Source organism: Flavobacterium sp. J27, assembly GCF_004303025.1.
Classification (GTDB): domain Bacteria; phylum Bacteroidota; class Bacteroidia; order Flavobacteriales; family Flavobacteriaceae; genus Flavobacterium.
In genome coordinates this window covers 397,010-416,926 of sequence record NZ_PJQW01000003.1, presented here as the reverse complement: position 1 = coordinate 416,926, position 19,917 = coordinate 397,010, and the positions used below count along the sequence as shown (strand labels likewise).

The 19,917-nt window shown below is 30.5% G+C and carries 19 protein-coding genes and 1 tRNA gene; 15 read left to right on the top strand and 5 right to left on the bottom strand.

Annotated elements, in window-relative coordinates:
* The first annotated feature begins 5 nt into the window (after nucleotides 1-5).
* The 12 genes from CX675_RS06365 to CX675_RS06310 all read left to right on the top strand — a co-directional run bounded on the left by CX675_RS06365 (nucleotide 6) and on the right by CX675_RS06310 (nucleotide 10,489).
* Nucleotides 6-1,172, top strand: coding sequence for a DUF1501 domain-containing protein (locus CX675_RS06365; RefSeq protein ID WP_130734375.1), 1,167 nt, complete (start codon nucleotides 6-8; stop codon nucleotides 1,170-1,172).
* Nucleotides 1,173-1,230: 58 nt separating this feature from the next.
* Nucleotides 1,231-2,163 carry an EamA family transporter gene (locus tag CX675_RS06360; protein WP_130734374.1) on the top strand — a complete coding sequence of 311 codons (933 nt, stop codon included), beginning with the start codon at nucleotides 1,231-1,233 and terminating at the stop codon, nucleotides 2,161-2,163.
* Nucleotides 2,164-2,168: 5 nt separating this feature from the next.
* Nucleotides 2,169-2,522: a DoxX family protein gene (locus CX675_RS06355; protein ID WP_130734373.1), complete on the top strand. Its 354-nt coding sequence runs from the start codon at nucleotides 2,169-2,171 to the stop codon at nucleotides 2,520-2,522.
* A 37-nt stretch (nucleotides 2,523-2,559) separates the two neighbouring features.
* Nucleotides 2,560-3,162 carry an alpha-ketoglutarate-dependent dioxygenase AlkB gene (locus CX675_RS06350; RefSeq protein WP_130734372.1) on the top strand — a complete coding sequence of 201 codons (603 nt, stop codon included), beginning with the start codon at nucleotides 2,560-2,562 and terminating at the stop codon, nucleotides 3,160-3,162.
* Nucleotides 3,163-3,303: 141 nt separating this feature from the next.
* Nucleotides 3,304-3,585, top strand: coding sequence for a DUF2805 domain-containing protein (locus CX675_RS06345; RefSeq protein ID WP_130734371.1), 282 nt, complete (start codon nucleotides 3,304-3,306; stop codon nucleotides 3,583-3,585).
* Nucleotides 3,586-3,681: 96 nt separating this feature from the next.
* Nucleotides 3,682-5,538, top strand: a complete 1,857-nt coding sequence (locus CX675_RS06340; protein ID WP_130734370.1) for a peptidase M61 — start codon at nucleotides 3,682-3,684, stop codon at nucleotides 5,536-5,538.
* Between the two features lie 84 nt (nucleotides 5,539-5,622).
* Nucleotides 5,623-6,927: a DUF819 domain-containing protein gene (locus CX675_RS06335; RefSeq protein ID WP_130734369.1), complete on the top strand. Its 1,305-nt coding sequence runs from the start codon at nucleotides 5,623-5,625 to the stop codon at nucleotides 6,925-6,927.
* Nucleotides 6,928-6,946: 19 nt separating this feature from the next.
* On the top strand, nucleotides 6,947-7,675 hold the full coding sequence (locus CX675_RS06330; RefSeq protein ID WP_130734368.1) for a DUF4369 domain-containing protein: 729 nt from the start codon (nucleotides 6,947-6,949) through the stop codon (nucleotides 7,673-7,675).
* Between the two features lie 58 nt (nucleotides 7,676-7,733).
* Nucleotides 7,734-8,861, top strand: a complete 1,128-nt coding sequence (locus tag CX675_RS06325; protein WP_130734367.1) for a PLP-dependent aspartate aminotransferase family protein — start codon at nucleotides 7,734-7,736, stop codon at nucleotides 8,859-8,861.
* A 75-nt stretch (nucleotides 8,862-8,936) separates the two neighbouring features.
* Nucleotides 8,937-9,410: a LuxR C-terminal-related transcriptional regulator gene (locus CX675_RS06320; protein ID WP_130734366.1), complete on the top strand. Its 474-nt coding sequence runs from the start codon at nucleotides 8,937-8,939 to the stop codon at nucleotides 9,408-9,410.
* A gap of 109 nt (nucleotides 9,411-9,519) precedes the next feature.
* Nucleotides 9,520-10,038 carry a DUF4199 domain-containing protein gene (locus CX675_RS06315; RefSeq protein WP_130734365.1) on the top strand — a complete coding sequence of 173 codons (519 nt, stop codon included), beginning with the start codon at nucleotides 9,520-9,522 and terminating at the stop codon, nucleotides 10,036-10,038.
* A gap of 82 nt (nucleotides 10,039-10,120) precedes the next feature.
* Nucleotides 10,121-10,489: a nuclear transport factor 2 family protein gene (locus CX675_RS06310; RefSeq protein ID WP_130734364.1), complete on the top strand. Its 369-nt coding sequence runs from the start codon at nucleotides 10,121-10,123 to the stop codon at nucleotides 10,487-10,489.
* A 77-nt stretch (nucleotides 10,490-10,566) separates the two neighbouring features.
* Here the strand turns inward: CX675_RS06310 and CX675_RS06305 are convergent, their stop codons facing one another.
* Nucleotides 10,567-12,912 carry a PA14 domain-containing protein gene (locus CX675_RS06305; protein WP_165395983.1) on the bottom strand — a complete coding sequence of 782 codons (2,346 nt, stop codon included), beginning with the start codon at nucleotides 12,910-12,912 and terminating at the stop codon, nucleotides 10,567-10,569.
* Between the two features lie 185 nt (nucleotides 12,913-13,097).
* Nucleotides 13,098-15,278, bottom strand: coding sequence for a T9SS type A sorting domain-containing protein (locus CX675_RS06300; protein WP_130734362.1), 2,181 nt, complete (start codon nucleotides 15,276-15,278; stop codon nucleotides 13,098-13,100).
* A 432-nt stretch (nucleotides 15,279-15,710) separates the two neighbouring features.
* Between CX675_RS06300 and CX675_RS06295 the strand changes: the two genes are divergently transcribed.
* The 3 genes from CX675_RS06295 to CX675_RS06285 all read left to right on the top strand — a co-directional run bounded on the left by CX675_RS06295 (nucleotide 15,711) and on the right by CX675_RS06285 (nucleotide 18,324).
* On the top strand, nucleotides 15,711-16,454 hold the full coding sequence (locus CX675_RS06295; RefSeq protein ID WP_130734361.1) for a hypothetical protein: 744 nt from the start codon (nucleotides 15,711-15,713) through the stop codon (nucleotides 16,452-16,454).
* Between the two features lie 69 nt (nucleotides 16,455-16,523).
* Complete coding sequence (locus CX675_RS06290; protein ID WP_130734360.1) at nucleotides 16,524-17,576, top strand: sensor histidine kinase; 1,053 nt, start codon at nucleotides 16,524-16,526, stop codon at nucleotides 17,574-17,576.
* Nucleotides 17,557-18,324 (top strand): LytTR family DNA-binding domain-containing protein, encoded by a 768-nt coding sequence (locus CX675_RS06285; RefSeq protein WP_130734359.1) that lies wholly within the window; start codon nucleotides 17,557-17,559, stop codon nucleotides 18,322-18,324. Before CX675_RS06290 ends, CX675_RS06285 begins: the two co-directional genes overlap by 20 nt.
* 50 nt (nucleotides 18,325-18,374) lie before the next feature.
* On the opposite strand, the gene CX675_RS06280 is transcribed toward CX675_RS06285, so the two are convergent.
* The 3 genes from CX675_RS06280 to CX675_RS06270 all read right to left on the bottom strand — a co-directional run bounded on the left by CX675_RS06280 (nucleotide 18,375) and on the right by CX675_RS06270 (nucleotide 19,855).
* Nucleotides 18,375-18,448: transfer RNA gene (locus CX675_RS06280), tRNA-Thr, on the bottom strand.
* A gap of 117 nt (nucleotides 18,449-18,565) precedes the next feature.
* A complete protein-coding gene (locus CX675_RS06275; RefSeq protein WP_130734358.1) occupies nucleotides 18,566-18,835 on the bottom strand; it encodes a hypothetical protein in 270 nt (89 codons plus the stop codon).
* A gap of 57 nt (nucleotides 18,836-18,892) precedes the next feature.
* Nucleotides 18,893-19,855 carry a type I phosphomannose isomerase catalytic subunit gene (locus CX675_RS06270; RefSeq protein WP_130734357.1) on the bottom strand — a complete coding sequence of 321 codons (963 nt, stop codon included), beginning with the start codon at nucleotides 19,853-19,855 and terminating at the stop codon, nucleotides 18,893-18,895.
* Nucleotides 19,856-19,917 lie beyond the last annotated feature (62 nt).

The window sequence follows — 19,917 nt, the reverse complement described above, 5'->3', positions numbered from 1 at the left end:
GAGCTATGGATCGCAGAAAATTCTTTAAATTAACAGGAACATTTACAGGAGGCTCATTACTAATTCCTAGCTTTCTTCATGCTTTTACAAATAAAAATAGTTTCACTTTATATGAAAAAAGCGTACTATTTATTCAATTAAATGGTGGAAACGATGGTTTAAACACATTCATTCCTTTTAATAATCCTTTATATTATAATTTAAGACCCAATATTAGCATCGTTAAAGATCAAATTATCGGTAAAAACAACGGCATGGGGTTTCATCCAGCTTTAAAGGGTTTTGCAAAAATACAGGAAGCAGGTGATTTATCTGTTGTCCAAAACGTAGGTTATCCAGAGCCTAATCGTTCTCATTTTAGAAGTCAGGAAATTTGGCAGACTGCTACAAGTTCAAAAGAATACAGTAATGAAGGTTGGCTAGGCCGTTATCTCGATTTTCATTACTTAGAACAACATGCTACTGGAGGAATTAATTTAGATACTATAGACAATTTTGCGTTAAAAGGGTTGCACCCCAATAGTATTACTGTTAAAGATCCCAATCGTTTTAGAGGCAAAAATAAGACAGACGACAACGCTAAATTATCAGAAAATCCTCAACTTGATTTTGTTAGAAAAATTGCCAATTCGGTAGTAGAAGGAGCCGATGAAATTCAAAAAGCTTTAGCAAAAAGCAAAGCAGAAATGAATTATCCCAAAACGGGTTTAGGCAAAAATTTAGAGTGGATTTCCAAATTGATTAAAGGAAATTTAAATTCAAAAATATATTATACTTCGTTAGGTAGTTTTGACACCCACGACAATCAACTAGCATTACATCACAATAAACTAACAGAATTAAACGATGCAGTTTTGGCACTATATTCCGATTTAAAACAAGCCAATTTATTGCCTTATACTACTATTGTTATATTTTCAGAATTTGGAAGAAGAGTAAAAGACAATGGAAAAGGTACCGATCATGGTACTGCAGCACCTATGTTTATTATTGGTGGTAATACCAAAGGAAAAATTATTGGTACAAATCCTAATTTAGAAGATTTAGATCAGGGCGATTTAAAATTTGAAATCGATTTTAGAAGTATTTACGCTACCTTATTAGAGAAACAATTAGATTGTAACCCAAAAACAATTGGCATACAGAACAATTCCATACAAGGATTATTCTAATTTTCTATTATAGAATCAATTCTTTGCTTATCTTTGCGCCCCCTTAAAAAAAGAGAATATGTCAAAGAATGAAATTATAAAAGGAGTTATATTAGTAGGCTTAGGTGCAACTAGTTATGGCATGCTTGCTACAATTGTAAAACTGGCTTATCACAGTACAGAAAAATTTACTACTGCTGAAGTTATTACAGCTCAATTTATATATGGTCTTTTAGGAATTCTTTTACTAAATCTGTACCAAAAAACCACTGCTAAGAGTCCTATTATAAAAGCCTCTTCAAAAAATATTAGAAATTTAATGCTTGCAGGTACTTCTTTAGGAGCTACAAGTATTTTTTATTATTTATGTGTAAAATATATTGATGTTTCTATTGCTATTGTGTTACTGATGCAAACTGTTTGGATGGGAGTACTTGTAGAGTGGATTTTAGACAAAAAAACACCTTCAAAACAAAAAATACTCGCTGTTGTAGTTGTATTAGCAGGTACTATTTTAGCAACCAATTTATTATTTAGCAAAGTGGCTTTTAATTGGACCGGTTTTATGTGGGGAATACTTGCAGCTGCCTCATTTACAACAACCATGTTCACGGCAAATAAAATAGCTGTAGGGGTATCCTCAGCACAAAGGAGTTTGTACATGCTTTTGGGAGGTGCTATAATTGTTTTGTTTTTCGTACTTTACACACAAACAACTCCATTTAATCTAGCCATTTTTGGAAAATATGGGATTCTATTAGCCTTATTTGGCACCATTATTCCTCCCCTATTAATGAATAGTGGTTTCCCAAAAACAGGGTTAGGATTAGGCAGTATCGTTTCTTCATTAGAATTACCAGTTTCTGTTTCTATGGCCTTCTTTCTTTTAAATGAGAAAGTGGTTTTCTTACAATGGCTCGGTATTATTTTAATTATTACTGCTATTGTTATTATGAATATAAATTTCAAAAAAACAGGTAGTCTCTTTATTTTTTCATACCTTAGAAAATAAAAAACATGAGTTTACCGTGGCACCAATATGCAATGGGAATTATTTATATTTTAGCTGGTATAAATCATTTTAGAAGTCCCAAATTATACATAAAAATTATTCCCCCATTTTTCAAAAACCCAAAACTTTTGAATCAAGTTAGTGGATTAGCTGAAATTATTCTAGGGGGTTTAGTATGTATTAAAATCACAGCTCCATATAGTGCTTGGGGAATTATCCTATTGCTAATTGCTGTTTTTCCAGCAAATTACTATATGTATCAAAATGACCAAGCCTCATTAGGCCTATCAAAATGGTTACGATTCATTCGATTGCCCATACAATTACTTTTACTATATTGGGCCTATTTATATACTTAAAAGTTATTTTTATCATCAACTTTATTATTTTTAAGATATGTTAGATTTGTTCCCAAATGAAAAAATAACATTTGACCTACCCGATGCAATTTTCGAATATTATCCTAATTTTCTTTCAACTGAAAAAGCTACAACTCTTTTTGAAAAATTAGTAAACGAGACCCCTTGGCAGCAAGACAGCATAACAATTTATGGCAAAACGCACTTGCAACCCAGACTTACAGCTTTGTATGGAAATGAAGGCAAACCTTACTCCTATTCAAACATTGTAATGCATCCACATCCTTGGAATGCTACCTTAATGTATTTGAAAAATGAAATTGAAGAACGCACCCAACTTAATTTTACTACCGTTTTATTAAACTTATATAGAAATGAGAACGATAGTAATGGTTGGCATTCAGATAATGAGAAAGAATTAGGAAGAGATCCAATTATTGCTTCATTAAGTTTAGGACAAGAAAGAGTATTTCAATTAAGACACAACACAAAAAAAGAAGCAAAACTAAATATCACTCTTGGCAATGGAAGTCTTTTAGTAATGAAACAAGGAAGTCAAATTTATTATAAACATCAGCTCCCTAAGGCTTCAAGTCCTAAAAAGAACAGAATAAATTTAACATTTAGAACTATTATTTAATGATTTTTTAATAAAACACAGTAAACTATAAATAATATTAAGAAATTTCTAAAAATGAACGAATATATTTTTTTTAGTAATTTTTTTTAGTAATATTGAACTACATAACATTAATAAATTTACAGATTAATTTTTCATCTGATGAAAAAAAGAAAGATTTCAGAATTAGACAACGAAACTTTAGAAAGAGTTGTAACTATGGCTCAAGAGGAAAAAAAACCATTTGAAGCCTTAAAAGAAGAATTTGGAATTTCAGAAAATGAAGTTACAGAATTAATGAAAAAGAAATTATCGAAAGATAATTTTGAAATTTGGAAAAAGAAAGCTGTTTCAAGTAAACCTAAGCCAAAACCTTTAAAGTTTGATCCCCTAGAGGATGATGATTTAGATAGTAAATACTACTTTAAAAATAAATTTGATTAAAATGTTAAGCTCTTCCTAAATGAAGGGCTTTTTTTATTTAAAAATGTAACATTTTCATAGCTTTAACGTCAAATTAAAATATCAATAACGATTTAAATGAAAAAAATAATTTTAACCCTTGCTGTAGCAAGTTTTGTTTGGAGTTGTAAAACTGGTTCTACAACTACAAAAAAAGACGAAGTTAATGTTGCTATCGACTTAGTAAACGTAAAAGATGACAAAGTAATGGTAGCTATAGATGCACCTACTTTCACATCAGAAAGTACCACTTTTTTCATACCAAAAACAGTACCTGGAACGTATTCAGAAGATGATTACGGTAGATTTATTGAAGATTTCAAAGCTCTAGATGCAGCAGGTAATGGATTAAGAGTAACTAAGATTGATGTTAACTCATACAAAATTGATGATGCTAAAAAACTAGCCAAAGTAACTTACTTAGTAAACGATTCATTTGACACAGAAGGTGGTGGTGGTTTTGGAAAAAGCGAAGATATTTTTTCTCCTGCAGGAACAAATATTATAGCAGGTGAAAACTTCATGTTAAACACACATGGTTTTGTAGGTTATTTTGAAGGAAAAACGGAAACTCCATATGTTTTAACCATTACACATCCAGAAAGTTTATTAGGTGTGTCTGCCATGACAGATTTAGATAAATCAAATGCTAAAGATGTTTTTCATAGCTCTAAATATGCCACTTTGGTTGAAATGCCATTAATGTATTCTAAACCAGACATTACTACTTTCATGGTAGATGATATGGAAATCATTATCAGTGTGTATTCACCTACAGGTAAATATACGGCTAAAGATATTACTCCAAACATGGAAAAAATGATGACCGCTCAAAAGAAATTCCTAGGAGCTTTCAATGCGACAAAAAAATATGCTATTCTACTATATCTTTCTAATATAGAAAATGATGCAAAAGGCTTTGGTGCTTTAGAACACCCTACTTCAACTACAGTAGTTATGCCAGAAAGAATGGAATTAGAACAATTAAGAGAACAATTAAAAGATATTGTTTCTCATGAATTTTTCCATATCGTAACTCCTTTAACTGTGCATTCAAACGAAATTCAGTATTTTGATTTTAACAATCCACAAATGTCTGAGCATTTATGGATGTATGAAGGAGTAACAGAATATTTCGCTAATTTATTTCAAGTAAATCAAGGTTTAATTGATGAAACTGAGTTTTATGAAAGAATGTCTGATAAAATTGAGCAATCAAAACGCATGAATGATAAAATGAGTTTTACTAAAATGAGTAAAAACGTTTTAAAAGAACCTTATAAAGATCAATATATTAACGTGTACCAAAAAGGAGCATTAATTGCTATGTGTGTGGATATTTTAATACGAGAAAACAGTAATGGTCAAAAAGGTATTTTAAATTTAATGCAAGATTTATCAAATGAATTTGGTACCAAAAAAGCTTTCAAAGACGAAGAATTATTTAGCACCATTACTAAATTCACTTATCCAGCTGTAGGCGCATTTTTAAACAAATACGTAGCTGGTGAAACACCAATTCCTTATGATGAATATTTTGCAAAAATGGGAGTTACTCCAGCTGAAATTGAAGTACAAGGTAATCCATTCTTAAAAGGAGGTCAAATCCCTTACATTACAATCGATCAGTCTACCAAAGAAATCATGATTATTCCTAGTATAGAATTAAATGAATTTATGACTAATTTAGGGCTAAAAGGCGGTGATAAAATCCTTGCTGTAAACGGAACTAATTATAATTTAGATAATATTTATGATTTAGTTTTAGGAAGTATGGGATGGAAAGATGGAGATGCCATTACTTTAAAAATTAAGAGAGATGGTGCTGAGCAAGAAATCAAAGGTACAATTGCAATGCCAAAAGAAACAATTCAAGGCTATCAAGCTACTGATGATAGTAAAAAGACAGTTAGAGAAGCTTGGTTAAAAGGATAATTCCTTTTGTATTTAAAATACTAATCCTCAAAGTAGATTCTATTTTGAGGATTTTTTTATTATTTTGCAGACAAATTATAAAAAATGCAAAATCCCCCTTATTTTACTGACGATACAATTGTTTTTGGTTTGCTAATGTTCGTTCTAGGTTTTGTTTTTTATACTTCTTCTAAAAATGAAGGGAATTGGAAAACATTTTACAAATTTATACCAGCACTATTAATGTGTTATTTACTTCCTGCTGTTTTAAGTTCTCTAAATATTATTGCTCCAGATTGGATAGAGATTTCAGCAACAGGTGAAGAAGTAAAAAAAAGTTCACAAATATACTATATTGCTAGTCGCTATTTATTACCTGCAGCATTGGTTTTAATGACTCTAAGCATAGATTTAAAAGCACTTATGAATTTAGGATTCAAATCTATTTTAGTTTTCTTAGCTGGAACGGTTGGTATTATTCTAGGTGGTCCTATTGCTATTTTAATCCTATCCATTTTTTCACCAGAAACAGTTGGTGGCAATGATTTTGATGCGGTTTGGAGAGGTTTATCGACCATTGCTGGAAGTTGGATTGGCGGTGGTGCAAATCAAGCAGCAATGTTAGAGATTTTCAAATTTAACCAATCTAAATATGGAGCAATGGTACTAGTTGATATTGTTGTTGCTAATATTGGAATGGCTTTTTTATTATTTGGAATTGGAAAAAAAGAAGCTATCAATAAATGGTTAAAAGCAGACAATTCTTCCATCCAACAACTCCAAGACAAAGTTTCTAGCTATCAAGAAAGTGTTAAAAGAAACCCTTCATTAACAGATTATATGGTTATCTTAGCTATTGCATTTACGTCAGTAGGAATATCACATTGGGGATCACAAATAGCATCAAAATTTTGTATCCAAACTTTCGAAGTTGTTAACGACCCAAAGAGTTTTGCTTCCACTTTTGGAGGAACTTTCTTTTGGATGATAACTATAGCTACTCTTTTAGGAATTATATTATCTTACACAAAATTAAAAACCTATGAAGGAGCAGGAGCTAGTAAAATAGGAAGTATCTTTATTTATATTTTAGTAGCATCAATTGGCATGAAAATGAATTTGACATCTGTTTTAGAAAACCCAGGATTAATTCTTGTTGGAATTATTTGGATGATAATTCATTTTATTATCATATTTGCAGTCGCAAAATTAATAAAAGCACCTTACTTTTTCATAGCGGTTGGAAGTCAGGCTAATGTGGGTGGAGCAGCATCTGCACCCGTTGTAGCTTCTGCGTTTCATTCGTCCTTAGCAAGTGTAGGAGTGCTTTTAGCAATTTTCGGTTATATTATAGGTACATACGGAGCTATTATTTGCACCTTTTTAATGGAACATGCAGCTCCAAAATAATTAAAAAAGAAAATACAAAATGAAAAAAGTTTTACTTTTTGGACTTGGATTATTGAGTTTAATCTCTTGTAATGAAAATGATGCCCCTAAAGAAAGTTTACATTTAACAGGAAATGTAAAAGGATTAAGTCAAGGAAAATTATACATTAAAAAAATTGAAGACACAACCTTAATTACTATAGATAGTATTATTATTAAAGGAGCATCTCATTTTGAAACTTCTATTCCACTTAAAAATCCTGAAGTATTATACTTAATTTTAGATAGAGGACAAACAAATTCTATTGATAACAATTTAAGTTTCTTTGCTGAACCTGGTGATATGAATATTGAAACTACATTAAAAGAATTTTATGCAGCGGCAAAAATAACTGGTTCAAAAAACCAAGAGTTATTAGATGAGTTTAATGGTTTTAAATCTAAATTTAATGATGAAAATTTAACCATTATAAAGAAAAGAATTGAAAATGCTACTAATTTCAACCAGCAAAGAGCAGACAGTATAGAAGATGCTTTTGAAAAATTAATTAAAAGAAAATATCGCTATACAGCAAATTTTGCAGTAACACACGGAGAATATGAAGTTGCACCTTATTTAGCGCTAACAGAAATTCCAGATATTAACATTGCTTACTTAGATACCATTGCAAAACATATGAGCAGACAAGTAGCTGCATCTAAATATGGAAAAGTTTTAAGAAAACATATTTACGACACTAAAAAAGAAGCCATAGCAAATAAAAAATAAAGCTTTTTTTGATGACGTTACAAGGTGTTTTCAGTAATTATTTAATAATTATACACCTATGAAAAGACAGCACATACACACTTTGGCAGTACACGCTGGGGTAAAAAAAGGAAACAATAAAGATATTATTCAACCTATTCATCTATCTACCACTTTTGAGCGAAACGAAGATGGTAGTACAGGAGAATATATTTACACTCGTGCTGAAAACCCAAATAGAATTGCTGTAGAACAGAAAATAGCAAGTATAGAAGAAGCAAAAACAGCTATTACTTTTGCCTCTGGAATGGCAGCTATAAACGCGTTATTCAATACATTACTCGAACCAAATTGTCACCTTATTATACCAGATGATTGTTATCATGGTACCAGACAATTGCTGAATACTTTTTTTAAGCGTTGGAATGTTACAAGCACGATGATTGATATGACTACTGCTTCAAATATTGAAGAAGCCATTCAATCAAATACAAAATTAATTTGGATAGAAACACCTTCCAACCCTCAATTAAAAATTACTGATCTTGAAGCTGTGATTTCAATTGCAAAAAAACACAACCTTTTAACAGTTTGCGACAATACATTTGCTACTCCAATCCTTCAAAAAACAATAAACATAGGTATTGATTATGTGATGTATTCTTCCACTAAATTTTTCAGTGGTCATTCTGACATATTAGGAGGTATTATTTTAACCAATAAAGAAAATGAAATAAGTGAAAGTATACGAACCTACCAAAAAATGGCAGGAGCAGTTCCAGCACCTTTTGATTGCTGGTTACTCAATAGAAGTTTGGCAACTTTTCCTTTACGTTTTAAAGCACAATGCGATAATGCAATGGTTATAGCTTCTTTCTTAAATACACATGCCGCTATAGAAAAAGTATTTTTTCCTGGATTAACTTCACATGAAAATCATACAATTGCTAAAAAACAAATGCAACATGGTTTTGGAACTATTGTATCAATTTTGGTAAAAGGGAATCAAGAAAATGCATTACGGTTTACCAATAAATTACAAATTTTTAAACATGCCACTTCATTAGGTGGAGTAGAAAGTTTAGTAGAACACCGAAGAAGCGTTGAAGGTACAAATCCGATTAGTCCAGAAAATTTAATACGCCTTTCTATAGGAATTGAATATATTGATGATTTACTTTTCGATTTAAAACAAGCTTTAGAATAACAATCTAAAACATTAATTTTCTTATATTTATCTAATAATACTAGGCAATACCTAAATAGAGATAAACAAAAATACATGTCTTATTTAATAAAATGGTTTCAAACACATAAAACGATTATTGCATATGGCATTAGTTTAGCTATTTTACTTTTTTTCTTAAAATGGTTAGAACTTCGGTATATCCTGTTTGACCATTCGTTAGAAATATACATTGGTTCCATTGCCTTACTTTTTACTGCTTTGGGAATTTGGCTTGCTTTAAAATTAAGCAAACCCAAAACAATCATTGTGGAGAAAGAAATCTTTATTCGGAAAGAAACCCCTTTTGTGTTAAATAAAAGTCTTGTTTCCCAACTAGAATTAAGTTCAAGAGAATTAGAAATATTACATCTAATGGCTGATGGCAACAGTAATCAGGAAATTGCTAATATTATTTTTGTTTCTTTAAGCACTGTAAAGACACACAATCAAAATATTTTTGAAAAATTAGAGGTAAAAAGACGTACCCAAGCAGTTGAAAAGGCAAAACGCTTACAACTAATACCTTAACAAACCCTACTTTAGTACAAAAAAACGATATAGGGTCAAAAATATACTAAAGTATGAGTAAAAAAAAAGGAGTAATGTTCACATTTGCAAGTAATAAATTATTCTTATTATGAAAAAAAATATTATTATTTTCGGATTAATAGCTGGTATTGTTGTTTCTGTACCTATGCTTTTTTTAACCTCTACAGACAGTGTTGATTTTGAAAAAGGAATGCTTATTGGTTATTCCTCGATGCTTATTGCATTCTCACTTGTATACGTAGGTATCAAAAATTACAGAGACAAATACAATAACGGTACTATTAGTTTTGGTAAAGCTTTTAAAATCGGCAGTATAATTGTTCTTATTGCCTCAACAATGTATGTAGTTACTTGGTTGATTAACTTTTTTTATTTTGTACCAGATTTTACAGAAAAATATGCCGAACACATGATAAACGGTTTAAAACAAAATGGAGCAAGTGTGATGGAAATAGAACAAAAAACAAAAGAAATGGCAGAATTTTCTACCATGTATAAAAACCCATTTTTTAATGCCATGATTACGTATACAGAAATTTTACCTGTCGGTTTTCTTGTTACGTTAATTAGTTCGTTCATTTTAAAACGAAAAAGTATTGCACAATAATATACAATAAAAGGCAACTGAAAAAAATTACGCTTTGTATTTCAGTTGATTTTTATTCAATTCAATTCAATTCCATCTATCCATGACAAAAAAAGAAATAGCTACCCATTTTTTACATCTTGCGGCTAAAGGGAAAGCTAGAGAAGCATTTGATTTGTATATCGATTCTAAATTTATTCATCATAATGCCTATTTTAAAGGAGATCAAAATACTTTAATGCTCGCCATGGAAGAAAATGCAGTTCAAAATCCGAATAAAATTTTTGAAATACAACGAATATTAGAAGATGACAATTTGGTTGCTGTACATTCTCGGATTCAATTACAAAATAATGATATGGAATTAGCTGTCATGCATATTTTCAGATTCCAGGATAATAAAATTGTAGAACTTTGGGATTTTGGTCAACCCGTTCCAAAAGATATCATTAATGAAAATGGTATGTTTTAAAAGTAAAAGGATTCCACTTAAAAAGTAGAATCCTTTTGTATCATTAAAAATTAGTTATTCAAAACTAACAAACTATATTAATCAATGATAATTTTCTTTATGATTATTTGTAATCCATTGTTTATTTTTAGATAATAGATTCCAGCAGGTATTTCGGTAGTATCAAAAGAATAGGTTGGTTTATCTTTAGATGCTGCATACGAAACTGTTTTGACAACTTTATTTTCAGAAGAAACTAATTCTGCAACAATACTACTTTCATTTATAGTCTCTAAATTAAAATATAAAATATCTTTTGCAGGATTTGGGTAAACTAAGAAGCTAGGATTTGATTCTGAAATTTCTTTTACAATTGTAGTAGAATTTACTGTATTAACTACTTTATTAGCAGCTCCACTAGATGGATACAATGCGGTTTGAGGTATTATTTCTTTTGGCAAACCAATACTAGACCAACTCAATTGTACAACGGCTCCTCTTGTATTATCAAAGTATTCTAAAGCAATATTATATTTTTGACCTCCATTCAATTGGACGGTACCAGAATATTCTGTAGTTGCTTGGTTATTCCATTTATTGATTAATAAAACACCATTTACCCATAAACGAACACCATCGTCACTATTCGTATAAAAAGTATAGGTTCCTGTTGTTTTTGGCTTTACTTGTCCAATCCAACTTGCTGAAAAAGTATCGGCTTGAATACTAGTTGATGGAGAACCATTTCCCCAATTAAAATTTATCGTTGGATCAATTCTTGTGATTGATGTTCCTGTAAAATCCATATTATTATAATACGTTGCTTGTAAACCTGTCCCATTTAATTCGATTGTCTTGAAAACTGCTGAATAAGAAAAATCTGAAATTACATTTCCATTCTTGGCAGATAAGCGGTAACGGTATTCTTTATTTGGCATCAATGTAGCATCTGTAAAAGAAGTGGCATTGGCATTTACTGTACTCAAATAAGTATAATCGCCTCCATCTGTAACAGAACGTCTATCAATCACAAAAGCCGTTTCGTTATTAGAATTATCAACCCATTTTAAAGTAGCCTGATTTTCTTGAATTGCTGTAACATTTAAATTTGAAGGCGCAACTACTATTGATGGTGTCGTTACATCTAGATAAACATATTTAGATCTTCCATAAGCATTTTTTCCAGATAATCTGTATCTATATGATTCCCCTCCAATCACATTATTATCCACACAATCTGTTTTATTTATTCCTAGTTGTTTAGCAACTTCATACTGACCGTCAGGTAAGTTTCTTCTTTCTAAGAAATATTCAGATTCATTCGTTGCATTATCATTCCAATTAAACGTTACTTGATTCGATAATATATTTGCAGCTGTAAATGCTGAAGGACTTGCTATATTGACTTGTTCTGGGGTTAGATTTTTCCAGAATTTCAAATCATCCCAATAAACTTGAAAAACGCCTCCCAAGTTGTTCATCTGATTAATCATATTATTTGAAGTATAAAGCTTAAGAATATTTAATTCAGATAAGCCACTTGGTGTAGGGTCATTCGGATGGCAAGTAGGTACATTCTTAAGATCCCATAAAATAGTTTTCTCTTCTCCATCTGGAGTAACCGCAAAATAAAAACGTCCCGTTCCTACTTTACCTTCTTTGATGTAATATTCAATTGTCATCCACTTACCAATAGGGACTTCAAAATGGGTATTCATATTTTCCCAATCCTCGGGTTGTACCCAATTACCATTTACCAATCTTTGTCCGGATGCTTTAAAATATAAAGGTGCTCCTTTAGTTGCAATTTCTTTCTGTAAACCTACCCCAAATCGAAAAGGGCTATTCGTAGATGTCCATGGGGCATCATTCCAAAATTCAAAAAGAGTGATCCAATCGCCTACACCTGGAAAATTACTTTCATTAATAATTTTATTAAAATCATTAGGTATAAAAAGACGAACCGATTGAAAAACTTCTTTTAATCCTGAACAACCATACATATCTACTTGTATTCTTCCCTTTTTATTAAAAACAATGTTGTTTACTGTATAACCAGGCAACATGTTGATATGAGGTTGTAAAATCTTAAAATTAAGCACTTTGTTATTCGCATTAACTGGGTCATTTACAATTGCAGCCCTTCGTTGATTTGCATTTCCTTCTTCATATTCCAAACGAAACAAACCTATATTAGGTTGACTAGTAATTGTATTCCAGTTATTTGGCATTCCAACAGTAGTATCTATACCAGAAAATATATCTTTTTGAGCGTTTAATTGATTAATCGAAGTGGTACCTTCAAAACCAGAATTAAAAAGTAAGGTTTGTCCATTGCTTTTTATACAAAAGAGAATAATTACTACATGTAACACAGATGTTGCTAATGCAAAAGCATTCTGACTAGAAACAAATGATTTAAACTTTTGAGTCTTTTTTTTCATTTTTAAATATTTAGAGTTTGGTTTATTTTTAGCACATAGTACCCTTAACCAAATCATAACATATTCCTATGCTATGTATTTGGCTTTGGTAACAAATAATAAATAAATACGTGTAAATTGAACTGTTGCTTTTATGTATTCTCATATTTTTCAGGTAAGCATCTCAATTCTATTTCTGTTTTTTTCTATTGAATTACTATTTTTTGTGTCGTTGTTTTTTGTAACCTATCTGTAATTGTAATAAAATAAACTCCTTTTGGATGGTGGCTAATATCTATGCTATTATTATCAATCTCGTCATCAATGATTTTCTCAAAAATAGTTTGTCCAATAAAAGAGGTAATAGTAATCTTATTTATTTTTTCAGAAGTTTGAATAGTAAAAATTCCTTTAGACGGATTTGGGTAAATCGTTAAATCATTTTGACTTTCATTTTTAGTAAAAGTTTGGTGATTTAAAAAGTCATTATTATCTATCAAATTATTTGCTTGATAATATACTAAAACGGCACTCTCTCCAGAAGGAGTTGCACTTCCCCAAGGTGTCACATTGGTAACTGGCAAGTTATTGCCTATAGCCACATTACTCAAATTTGCCTTTTGCCTTCCCACACATACTACACCTAAATTTGTTTTATATACACCAAAAATTTCTGTGTTATCTCCACCTGTTTCCGTTGTAGTATTCCATTGACCAACAATTAAAGAAGAGTATTTTGGTACATGAAATTGAGAATCATAAACCCTTACAAAACTATTCCATGCACTCTTCCCTTGTGAAGGTTTTATCATTTTTTGATACGCATTTGCTGTAGTGATAGTTCTTCTACCAATGCCCAAGACACATACATCACCATTACTGGCTACTTTTAATCCGTTTTTTGCCATTCTTGTTGTGTTCACATTGGGCCAACCCGAATTTGGATTAGGCCATCCATCTAAATTGGGGTCGGTATGTGGAGTACCTAATGAACCTGTTCCTTCCGCTAATTCTGCCATAAAAGTTGCATTAGTAAGCGTTCCATTATTTAAGTTAAGTTTTCCTAACCAAGAAATATGAATATTTCCATTTCCTCCCGTAAAATTATTTTGGAAACCAAATGCAGAAGGATTGCTATAGATTGTGTTTCCTTCCCAAAAATTTTCAGAATTATTTCCATGACACCTAGCTCCTACCACCAGTTTATCATTCGTATAATCTACAGCTAAAGCATCTATATATTGATCTGGAGATGAATTAACTATATTTCCAGTAGGAGTAATTTCATGATACAAACGACTCCACCATTTTAAATTACCCGTTGCATCCATTGCAATTACAGCTGGCTCAAAATCGGGTTGACCACCAGGAAGCACGCTTTTAAAATTTAATCCAATATATAACTCATTTGTTCTTTTATCAACACAAATTGATTCGCCTCCATAAACAGGACTACCAGCTGCTGCTGCATATCCTGTATAACCAGGACTAACCGCTGTAGGATTATTAGGGTCGCAAGGAGAATTAAACAAAACATCTAAAGGCCATTTCCCTTTTTTAGTTCCCCCATTTCCGTCTGAAATAATGGTATTATAATCGGTATTTGTCCACGAACGTAAATCACACCTTCCCCAAATTTTTAACACAATACCACTATAAGCAACCGCAGCAATACCACCCAATGGATTAGCAGAAGCAGGTGTTCCTTTCCATTCTGAGCCGTTTGTTAACCAATGTGTACGCCAATTAGGCACCACTTTTAATTGACCATTTGAATTTAAGCAATATACAGCACTCCAATTGTAACCATAGGCTTCACCGCTGATATAATATATTTCACCATTGCTAGTCACATCCCATGGATGATATTCTTTAGGTCCAGTTTGAGCTTGTACTATATGTATCCAAGTACACGCTGTAGGCACACCCGAAATAAAATTATTATTTAATTTAGCAATAATATATCCGCCCCCATTAGCTACAGAATCTGATGTATTACAACTAATAAACAAGTCTCCTGTTTGGGTATAAGGTAAACTATTGGTTTTCATAAATCGGATATCTTCAACAGCTCCTTGTGGAAAATGAACAACATTTAAAATAGTTTGCATGTCTTGAGATAATTGTAGAATAAAGCCAATTTTACTTGTCCCTTGAGCATTTGGAATTGTAGCTGTATATGTTAATTGAGTTCTAGGTACAGCATTAGGTATCCAATTCAAATCTGAAGCATAACCAGAAACAATAAATGTTCCATCACTAAGCTGTATTACATCATAAAAAGTTTCTCTACCATTATTACCAGCATAGGTAACAATATTAGTTTGTCCATTTGCATATTGCAGTATAAAAAGCAATACAGCAAATACATAATAATTTTTCATCATAGTTTTGGTTTGTTTGTTTTCATTTATAATCTATTACAAATCAGTCGCAAAGCCAAACTATCATAATTATGCAATAGAAATAAATTTCGTACAAAATTATATCCCATTCCTTACTCAGAAAAACCATCGCTAGAACAATTTATAAATTGTTCCTATAAAATTTATAAATTATTCTGTTTTTTATAAAAAACTAGATGAAATTACAATAAAAACCTAAAAATTAAATAATTAATAGAAAAAAAATCATTATTATTTTATTTTATCACTCAAAAAAACGTTCACATGTTAAATTCTATAAATTTTAACTCATTATAAAATTTCCTTGGTTTATTCTTATTTTTCCCTAGCTCATCATTTTTAGATTGTAGTGAAAAGAGAGTCATTGTAGTTTTGAGAAACAAAAAAATGTATCACTCAAAACAAAATAATGTTATGAAAAAAGAAGTAGTATTTTTAAGAACTTTTGCTATAGCTATAGCTATAGGCACACTTGTATTAGCAACTAGCGCTTTTAAAAAAAATGGTAATCAAAAATTTACTGAGATAGACGTAGAACGAATTAATATCGTTGAAAAAGACGGTACTGTTAAAATGATTCTAACTAATGTAGATAAATTTCCGAATGGGAACACTATTATTAATGGAAGAGGGACGAATGTAACTAGAAAAAAACGTTCAGGAATGTTATTTTTTAACGAAGACGGTATCGAATGTGGCGGTTTTATTTACGATGGTGCCAAAAGTGAAAATGGGCATAGTTCTGGGCTTTCTTTAACTTATGATCAATATGATGGTGACCAAGTAATGCAATTGTTAAACCAAGATTATCAAAAAGGTGACAAACGATTTGTGAGTACTAGTTTGGTCTTTAATGACAGACCCGCACAAGAAACACAAAAAAGAAATGCTGAAATAATGAAAGAATTAGAAATTCTAAAAAAAGAAGATCCAAAATTAATGCAAGAAAAGTATAAAGAATATCAAGAACAAGGCATTATTGGTGGCGCACCTCGCGTTATGCTAGGCAAAACAAGAAGTGAAAATAACGGTTTGTTCTTATTTGACGACAAAGGAATGCCTAAAGCCATGTTTTATGTAGACAAAAATAACAATGCAAAACTCGATTTTTTTGATGACAAAGGAAATGTTATTGCTTCTTTTCCAAATCAGAAATAAAGAAACAAACAGATTAATAGCGCTATTTATTAAATAGCGCTATTTTTGTAATTCATGAAATAGTATTCCATGCAGTTCCTAAAAAAACTCAACACACATAAGTATTTTTTACTCTTTATTTTTTTATTTGGGTATGCCCATTCTGTTCAAATTCGGTTTTTAATACGTCAAAAATTAAACGGGTATCTTTTTACACCTGAAGCAGCGGTAATGACATTTATAAGTTCTTGTTTCTTTTTTTATATCATGACTATTCTTATAAAAAAATGGCAAAAAGCAACTTTCTTTAGCATATCTGAAGTTGTAAAAATCTTTAGTATTTCTTTACTAATTTATATTATAATCTTGAAGGCTTTTGGATTCATCATTGCCTTACTTTTTGACACTGTTGAAAGAAATTTTAACTTACAAACAATTACTCATTCGTTAGTTACAAATTTTATAGATGCTTTTATTTATGGCAGTTTTTTCTTAGCTTATTATTATCATCTTAAAAATAAAAAGTACCAAAATCAATTAACATCTTATAGTTTAGCTCTTTCCGAAAGTAAAATTAATCAACTAAAAACACAACTCAATCCACATTTTCTATTTAACAACCTAAACATATTAGACCAGCTCATAGAGGAAGATAAAAACAAAGCCTCGACTTTTTTAAATGAATTTGCAGAGATTTACAGGTATCTATTAGAAGTTAGCACAAGAAATAAAGTAACAATTACTGAAGAACTTTCTTTCATAAAAAAATATTTTTTACTTATAGAACATAAATACGGTAATGCTTTTCAATTGATTATTGAAGAAAATAAGGATATTCAAAACACTTGGATTCCACCACTTGCTATCCAATTATTGCTAGAAAACGCTATTAAACACAATTTAGGTACTGAAAAAAAACCAATTATAATAACGATACAAATAAACGAGTCTGTAATTGTAACTAACAATCTGAACAAGAAGAAAAACAAAACATTACATTCAGGAAGAGGTTTACAAAATTTAAACGAACAATACGCAATACTTTGCAATAAAAGAATAGAAATAACAGAAACCGAAACTAATTTTATAGTTATTTTACCCCTAATTTCCAATCACTCTACCAATGAAAATAGCCATTATTGAAGACGAAATTCCAGCAAGAAAAAAGATAAAACGTTTTTTAGAAGATTTGAATGAACCCATAACCCTTGTGGCAGAAATTACTACCGTCGAAGAAACTAATACTTTTTTAGCATCTCAATCTGAAGTTGATTTAATTTTATCAGATATCGAATTATTAGATGGTAATGTCTTCGAAATTTTTTCTAAAAATCAAATTCCATGTCCTATTATTTTCATTACGGCTTACAATCAGTTTTTAATGAATGCTTTTGAAACCAATGGTATAGAATATCTTTTAAAACCATTTTCTTTTGACCGATTTAAAAAGGCTTGGGATAAATTTTTATTACTACGAAAAACAGTCATTCCAGATCACACTATCCTTACAAAGTTAGAACTCCTTTTAAAACAGCCTATTCAAAAAGCAACTTCTAAAGAGCGTTTTACCATAAGTACTAGCAAAGAAATATATTTTATTGAAACTGAAAATATTTCTTTTTTTACTGCTGAAGAAGGGGTTGTATTTGCAATAGATATATATTCAAAAAAACACCTTTTAAATCAAAATACATTAAAAGATATTGAACAATTAATTGACTCAAAAGCGTTTTTTAGAATTAATAGAAGTACTATTGTACACAAAAAGCACATTCAGAAAATTGAGAAATATTCTAAAAATAATTTAGCTGTAAAACTTTTAGGATATGAAAAGCATTTGATAACTAGTCAGAGTCAAACCAAATTATTTAGAGATTGGCTAGAGGAATAAATAGGAGTTCATAAAATAAAAAAAGGAAAGCGTTTGCTTTCCTTTTTTTGAGCCGATGGAGGGACTCGAACCCACGACCTGCTGATTACAAATCAGCTGCTCTAGCCAGCTGAGCTACACCGGCAACTCTTAAAGGCAAGCCAAGTCTTATTTCATACAGTGCGTTACCTTTATTGCGGTGCAAATATAATTTTGATTTTTATATTTGCAAAGAAAAATCCGCTTTTTTTTAGTATTTTTTTTAATTTAATTTGTTGATTTTTTCAACTATTTGATTTGCAGTATCTTCGTATTCTTTACGAATTTGTTTAAAATGCGCTTTTTTGTTCTCAACATCTTTTTTATTGATTTTAGTAACTAAAGCATCATAGTTATCGTAAATTTCATCAATAATAGCATCTGTAGTTTCAGTAGGTTTTCCACCATTTGTCATTTCCCACACATACACAATATTTACTAAATCTCCTAAAACGTAGTTGATTTCTTTCTTCAAGTTTTTAACGCTTGCCATTTTGTATTTATTTAAAATTTGAAGCAAAATTAAGGAATATATTCTTATGATATTTAATTAAATAGAAATTTCTAATACTGTAGCACTCCCCTTTAAAATTAAATCATCAATTACTGCTGGTATTAAAATCGTATTTCCTGCTTTTAAACTGAAACACTCTTCTTCAAAAAACAAATCAAATTGTCCTTCTGTGCACATTAAAACAGTAAAAGCCTCCTGTTTTTTAGACCAATAGTAATTTCCTTGTAAAGGGATTATATTTGTTTTAAAATAAATACAGTCAACTACTTTATTTGAAACGTTTTCTACTGTATCATAAGTAACTTTTGAGTTTGTTTTTTTATATGTAATCGCATCCAAAGCTAAATCTGTATGTAATTCTCTTCCATGACCACTTGCATCTACTCTGTCCCAATCATAAATACGGTAGGTAATATCGCTGGTTTGTTGTATTTCTGCGATAACAACTCCCGAACCAATAGCATGTATTGTTCCAGTTTCAAGAAAAAAAACATCTCCTTTTTTAACAGGCATTTCATTTAAAATAGAAACTAATGTTTTATTTTGTAGGTTATTCAGATATTCCTCTTTTGTCGTATCATTTTTAAAACCTACTACTAAACGAGAATCTCTATCGGCTTGCATGACATACCACATCTCAGTTTTTCCAAAAGAATTATGTCTTTTTTTAGCTAAAGCATCGTTTGGATGTAATTGTATAGACAAATCTTCTTTAGCGTCAATAAATTTAAACAATAATGGAAATTCATTTCCAAATCTTTTTATTACTGATTCACCTAAAAAATCACTTGAAAACAATTCAATTAAGTCATTTATATTTTTTCCTTTTAAATAACCATTACGAACTACACTAATATCATTTGGAACTGTAGAAATCTCCCAGCTTTCTCCTGTTATATCAGAAAAAATAGGTTTGTTTAAATAAGTTTTTAATTTGGTTCCACCCCAAATTCGTTCTTTAAGTATTGGTTCAAACAATAATGGATATAAATGATTCATAACGTATCTTTTTTTAATACAAATATTCAAGAAATTCAAATAGAATTCTTATTCTTTCGATG